This is a genomic window from Novosphingobium sp. PhB165 (assembly GCF_004341845.1).
GTDB lineage: Bacteria > Pseudomonadota > Alphaproteobacteria > Sphingomonadales > Sphingomonadaceae > Novosphingobium.
In genome coordinates this window covers 150,795-156,929 of record NZ_SLVB01000009.1, presented here as the reverse complement: position 1 = coordinate 156,929, position 6,135 = coordinate 150,795, and the positions used below count along the sequence as shown (strand labels likewise).

Here is a 6,135-nt window from a genome sequence, read left to right as displayed (position 1 = left end):
TAGCATTTGGGCCGATACCCCCAGATGGATACGACCCATGGCGCTCACGGAACTCGAGGTCAAATATGCCGCCAAGCGCGGCAAGCCTTACAAGCCCGCCGATGGCGGCGGCTTGCATGTCCTCGTCCATCCTAACGGCTCCAAGCTGTGGCGCATGAAGTACCGCTTTGACGGCAAGGAAAAGCTCCTCAGCTTCGGCCAATACCCGAAGGTGTCGATGGCTCACGCGCGTGCCAGGCGCGAGGAGGCCAAGGTGTTGCTCGCCGCAGGCAAGGATCCCGCTGTCCAGCGTAACGTCGAGCCATCCGCCGGGCGAGTTAGCCGGCCGTCGGCGGGCGCATCGGCCGCCGAGACGGCCGGCGATAATTCCGAGGGAAGCGGCTATTCCGGCTGAGATCGAACTGCAAAGCGTCTCCTTAAACAGGCCGTTCCCGCAGTGCCGGCACCTGCCGACCCGAAGGGCCGTGCCGTCGGACGGACCGGTAAGTCTCTTATGCATGGCACAATGGGCGAAGCTACCGTTGGTTCAGGCTGGCCAATTTTGTGCCGGCGAGTGTCGCCTCTTGCCGCAGCAATCTGCGATCTTGGCGCAAGGCAATCTCAACATTGGGAATTTGTATAGGGGCCTCCAGCGTCCCCCAATGATGATCGGGTAGCGCATGCGCCATGCGTCAGATCCTCCTATTGGTCCTTCCGATCGCCGTAGCCGCCTGTGGGCAACCGTCCTCCAGGCAGGCGGCTGCTCCGTCCCATGCCGAGCTTATCGCGCTTGAGACGGAACTGCTGAGATTGAAGCTGACGTCGGCGGCGCAGGAGCGGCTCGGCATCGAGATTTTCCGCGTCGGTATTGGCTCGATGCCGCGGACGCGGAGCGTTTCGGGTGAGGTGGTGGTGCCGCCGATCACTGCCAATGGCGTGCCGACCGGTTCGCTCAGCAATCTTCAGCAGATCGGTGCGCAACAGGCGACCGCAGACGGCGAAGTGGCGCGTACCCAGGCCCAGGCCAGACTGGCACGCATTGGGCTAAGCCGGGCGGAAGCCCTCGTGCGAGAAGAGGCCGGAAGCGCGCGCGCCCGCGATGAAGCGTTTGCCGCTCTGGCTGCGGCTCAGGCCCTGGCAGACGCGGCGCAGCAGCAGCGTCGGCTGCTTGGGCCTGCTATTGGCGCGTTGGGAAATCAGGCGACCCTGTGGGTGCGGGCTTCGGTCTTCGCAAGTGACCTGGGCACTCTGGCGCGAGGGGCCGCGGCTATGGTGCGGGCGATCGGCGCACAGGAGGTTGCGCGGGGCGCGCGCCCGGTAGCGGCGCCGCCCTCGGCAAACGCCGCCGCAGGCACGGTCGACGTCTATTATGCGCTGGACAATCGCGACCGGAGCTTCCGGGTCGGCCAGCGTGTTTCAGTGGACCTGCCGATGGCGGGCCGGAATGCGGGCCTGACGATTCCGTCCTCCGCTATCCTGCGCGACATTTACGGCGGCGAATGGGTCTATCGCCGCACGGCAAAGGATACTTTCGTACGTCAGCGTGTGGAGGTAGCTTCGGAAGCCGGCGGTCAGGCGCTGCTCGCGCGCGGGCTGGAAAGCAGAGCCGAGATCGTGTCCGTCGGCGCGGCGGAACTGTTCGGCACCGAATTTGGAGCGGCTCACTGATGCTGGCCGGTCTCGTTCGCTTCGCCCTCATCCAGCGCGTCCTCGTGCTTGCGCTGGCAGCCCTCCTCATCGTGCTCGGCCTGCGTGCTGGCCGCGATGTACCGCTGGACGTCTTTCCCGAATTCGCACCGCCCATGGTCGAGATCCAGACCGAAGCGCCGGGCCTGTCAACCGAGGAAGTCGAGAGCCTTGTCACCGTCCCGATCGAGACCGCGGTTAACGGTGTGCCAGACCTGATGACGCTGCGTTCCAAGTCGGTGCTCGGCCTGTCCTCGGTACAGATCCTCTTCCAGCGCGGCACCGATGTGATGCGGGCGCGCCAGATGGTGGGCGAACGCGTGGCGCAAGTGCAGGCGCGCCTGCCGCTCGCCGCGCGTCAGCCGGTGCTGATGCCGCCGCTATCCTCGACCAGCCGCGCGATGAAGATCGGGCTGACCTCGGACAAGCTCGACCAGATGAAGCTCTCCGAACTTGTGCGCTGGACCATCCGGCCGCGGTTGATGGCGGTACCGGGCGTTGCCAATGTCGCGGTTTGGGGACAGCGGGACCGCCAGCTCCAGGTACTTGTCGATCCCGACCGGTTGCAGGCGGCGGGCGTGACGCTTGCCGAAGTGCGTGCGGCGGCGGGGGACGCGGTGCTGGTGGGCGGCGGTGGCTTCATCGATACGCCGAACCAACGCATTGCCGTCCAGCAGGCGGGCATGGTGCAGAATGCAGAGCAGCTCGCGCAGGCGATCGTCAAGCAGAGCGGCGATGCTCCGGTTCGCCTGGGTGACGTCGCCCGCGTCCAGGACGGCTATGCCGCGCCGATCGGCAATGCGATCATCGACGATGTGCCGGGCATCATGCTCATCGTCGAGAAACAGCCGACCGCCAACACGCTCGAACTCACCCGCGCGGTCGAGGCGGCCATCGCCGAACTGAAGTCGGGGCTTGGCGAGGTGAAGGTCGATACCACCATCTTCCGTCCGGCGACGTTCATCGAACGCTCGATCGATAACCTGACCCAGGCGCTGCTGATCGGCTGCGCGCTGGTCGCGGCGGTGCTGTTCCTGTTCACCCGTGACTGGAGGCAGGCCGTGATCAGCCTCACCGCGATTCCGCTGTCGCTTCTCGGAGCCGGGTTGGTCCTGCTGTGGAGCGGCGCGACGATCAACGTCATGGTCATCGCCGGACTTGTCATCGCGCTGGGCGAGGTCGTCGACGATGCCATCATCGACGTGGAAAATATCGCCCGCCGGCTACGCCTGAACCGCGAGGCGGAAATTCCGAGATCCGCGTTTGCAGTCGTCCTGACCGCTTCGCTCGAAGTCCGCTCGGCCGTAGTGTTCGCTTCGCTGATCGTGATGCTGGTATTCCTGCCGATCTTCTTCCTTGGCGGCCTTGCGGGAACGTTCTTCCAGCCGCTCGCCATCGCTTATGTGCTTGCCATCGCGGCCTCGCTGCTTGTCGCACTGACCGTTACTCCGGCACTCTGCCTGATGCTCCTGCCGAATGCTCCACTCAAGCCCGAGCGCGAAACCCGCGCGGTCGCCTGGCTTAAGCGCCGCTACGTCGGCGCGTTGCCGGCGGTCATCGAGCGGCCGAAGCTTGCAGTTGGGGTCGTGGCCGCCGGGCTCGTGCTGGCGGGGGTCGGTTATGCGACATTCAAGGACCAGTTCCTGCCCGACTTTCGCGAGACCGACTTCCTCATGCACTTCGTCGAAAAGCCCGGCACTTCGATCGAGGCGATGGAACGCATCACCATCCGGGCCTCGAAGGAACTGCGCTCCATTGCCGGCGTGCGCAATTTCGGCGCCCATATCGGCCGCGCCGAACAGGCCGACGAAGTGGTCGGCCCCAACTTCACCGAACTGTGGATCAGCCTTGACGAAAAGGCGGACTACGATGGCTCTGCGAAGCGGATCAAGGAAGTGGTCGACGGCTATCCCGGCCTGTTCCGTGACGTGCTCACTTACCTTCGAGAGCGCATCAAGGAAGTGCTTACCGGTGCCGGAGCCACGGTCGTCGTGCGGATCTACGGTCCCGATCAGGGCGAACTGCGCGCTGCCGGGGGACGCGTTCGCAGTGCCATTGCCGGTATCCGAGGGGTTGCCGATCTCAAGCTGGAAAGCCAGGTGCTGGTTGCACAGGTGCGCATCCATCCGCGGGCTGCTGAACTGGCGCGGCTCGGCCTGACGGCGGGCGAAGTGCGGCGGCAGGCTCAGACTCTTGTTGCGCAGCAGAAGGTTGGCGAAATCTACCGCGACCAGCGGGCCTTCGACGTGGCGATATGGGGAGAGCCTGCGGTGCGCGGCAATGTTCACGCTCTGCGCGACCTGATGATCCAGTCGCCCGCCGGGGCGCCGGTGCGCCTGTCCGACGTGGCCGACGTGGAAATCGTTCCCGCCCCCAACGAAGTGAAGCGGGAAAACGGCCAGCGCCGTCTTGATGTGACGCTCAATGTTGCGGGCGCCGATCTCGGCACCGTGGCCCGCGAGGTTGAGGCGGCTGTCGGCAATGTGAAGTTTGCGGCAGGCTATCACCCTGAAGTGCTGGGCGAATATGCGGCGCTCAAGGAAACGCGCCAGCGGCTCTGGTCCACCGGAGCCCTCTGTCTGATGGGCGTCATGCTGCTGGTATGGATCGAGTTCCGCTCACGTCGGATCACCGCGCTCGTCAGCGTCAGCCTTCCGTTCGCGCTTGTTGGCGGCGTGGTTGCCGTCGCGTTTACCGGAGGCGTGCTGTCGCTGGGTTCGCTGGTCGGTTTCGTGACCGTGATCGGCATCGCGGCGCGTAACGGCATCATGCTGCTTTCGCACTATCGTCATCTGGAACGAGAAGAGGGCATGCCTTTCGGGCGGGAACTGCTGCTGCGCGGTGCCGAGGAACGGCTGGTGCCGATCCTGATGACGGCGACCTGCGCGGGCCTTGCCCTCGTGCCGCTGATCGTCGCGGGCAATGCGCCGGGGCACGAGATCGAGCATCCGATGGCGATCGTCATCCTGGGCGGGCTGATCTCCTCGACGGTGCTCAACCTCTTCCTGATGCCATCGCTCTATGGACGCTTCGGTGAGGAGCGCCGCGCTCGAAGCGAGCAGAGTGGGGAGGCGCTGGCATGAGCGCGCGGTTCGGCCGGCCCCTCGCGCCGCTTCTCGCCCTTGCGGCGTCCGCCTGCATGACCGCGCCGAAGGTTCATGTTCCGGCCGCGCCTCCGAGTGCTACCGGAGCCTTCGCCAGCCTGCCGGTAGCGTCGATCGCGCCGGTGCCGGACGATTGGTGGCGCCTTTATGCGGACCCGCAGCTCGATGAACTCGTCGCACGCAGCCTTGCCGCCAATGCCGATTTGCGCGTCGCCTATGCCAACCTCGACGGCGCGCGCGCCGCTTTGCGCGCGGCCAAGGCGGCCCGCCTGCCGACGACGACGATCGAAAGCGCACTGACGCTCGACAATCCCAGCAAGCAGCCGAGCGCAGCATCGGTTTCCGCCAGCGACTGGGACATTGCCGCCACGGCAAGCTGGGACATCGACCTGTTCGGCCGCTTGCGCTCGGGTGCGCTGGCCGCGCAAGCGGACGCGGATGTCCAGCAGGCTGCGCTTGATGCCGTGAAAGTGACGGTCGTGGCCGACATGGTCCAGGCCTATGTCGATCTGTGCGCGGCGAGCCAGGCCAAGCGCGAGGCGGAAAGCATAGTGGCGGCGCAGGAGCGTTCACTGGAACTCGTGCGCGAGCAGCTCGGCGCGGGCGAAGTCTCGCCGCTTGAAGTATCGCAGTCGGCGGCGCTTGCGGCGTCCTCGCGCGCAGTCGTCGCACCCTATGAGGCGCAGCGGGCCTCTGCCCTCTATCGCATCGCCTTGCTTCAGGGGCGACCTCCGGCGGAAGCGCGGGGCTATGGCTTTGCCTGCAATCGGCCGCCGCGCCTCGCCGCGCCTGCGCCGGTCGGGGATGGCACGGCGCTGCTCCTGCGGCGTCCCGACATTCGCGAGGCCGAGCGACGACTCGCCGCTGCCGCCGCCCGCGTGGGTGTGGCAAGGGCGGACCTCTATCCGCGGGTCAATCTGGGCGGTGCCCTGGGCCTGCTTGCCGGAGGGTTCGATGCGGTTGCCTCGCCGCTCGTAAGCTGGGCCTTCCCCAATCAGGGACCGGCCAGGGCGAAGCTGGCGCAGGCGCGGTCCGCAGAACAGGCGGCGCTGGCTGGATGGGACGCGGTGATTCTAAAAGCGTTGGGGGAAGTCGAGACGGCGCTGGCCGCCTACGACGCCGAAGTCCGGCGCAATCGCGTTCTGGGTCAGGCAGATGCTGAATCCACAGATTATCTACGGCGGACGGCGGTACGCGTGCGCCTCGGCGAGGCTTCCGGGCTGCTCCACGTCGATGCCGAACGCACTCTTGCAAATGCGCGGCTGGCGAAGGCGCAGAGCGACCTTGCCCTTTCCTCCGCGGAAGTTTCTCTGTTCCGCGCGCTCGGCGGTGGCTGGCGCGCGGGGCAGGAGAGCGACTAGGCTAT

At 66.2% G+C, this 6,135-nt stretch carries 4 protein-coding genes; all 4 read left to right on the top strand.

The genetic code is table 11. The features are described 5' to 3' along the window. Positions 1-37: 37 nt before the first annotated feature. The 4 genes from EDF56_RS21705 (at position 38) to EDF56_RS21690 (ending at position 6,130) form a co-directional block, all read left to right on the top strand. Positions 38-394: an Arm DNA-binding domain-containing protein gene (locus EDF56_RS21705; protein ID WP_132391486.1), complete on the top strand. Its 357-nt coding sequence runs from the start codon at positions 38-40 to the stop codon at positions 392-394. A 272-nt stretch (positions 395-666) separates the two neighbouring features. Next, the gene (locus EDF56_RS21700) at positions 667-1,647 is read left to right on the top strand and encodes an efflux RND transporter periplasmic adaptor subunit (RefSeq protein ID WP_132391484.1); all 981 of its coding nucleotides are present in this window, start codon (positions 667-669) and stop codon (positions 1,645-1,647) included. Next, positions 1,647-4,748: an efflux RND transporter permease subunit gene (locus EDF56_RS21695; RefSeq protein WP_132391482.1), complete on the top strand. Its 3,102-nt coding sequence runs from the start codon at positions 1,647-1,649 to the stop codon at positions 4,746-4,748. Before EDF56_RS21700 ends, EDF56_RS21695 begins: the two co-directional genes overlap by 1 nt. Further along, complete coding sequence (locus EDF56_RS21690; protein ID WP_132391480.1) at positions 4,745-6,130, top strand: TolC family protein; 1,386 nt, start codon at positions 4,745-4,747, stop codon at positions 6,128-6,130. Before EDF56_RS21695 ends, EDF56_RS21690 begins: the two co-directional genes overlap by 4 nt. The last annotated feature ends 5 nt before the right edge of the window (positions 6,131-6,135 follow it).

Coding starts and splice junctions, on each gene's coding strand:
- EDF56_RS21695 (WP_132391482.1), top strand. CDS start 1,647: ATGCTGGCCGGTCTCGTTCGCTTCGCCCTCATCCAGCGCGTCCTCGTG.
- EDF56_RS21705 (WP_132391486.1), top strand. CDS start 38: ATGGCGCTCACGGAACTCGAGGTCAAATATGCCGCCAAGCGCGGCAAG.
- EDF56_RS21690 (WP_132391480.1), top strand. CDS start 4,745: ATGAGCGCGCGGTTCGGCCGGCCCCTCGCGCCGCTTCTCGCCCTTGCG.
- EDF56_RS21700 (WP_132391484.1), top strand. CDS start 667: ATGCGTCAGATCCTCCTATTGGTCCTTCCGATCGCCGTAGCCGCCTGT.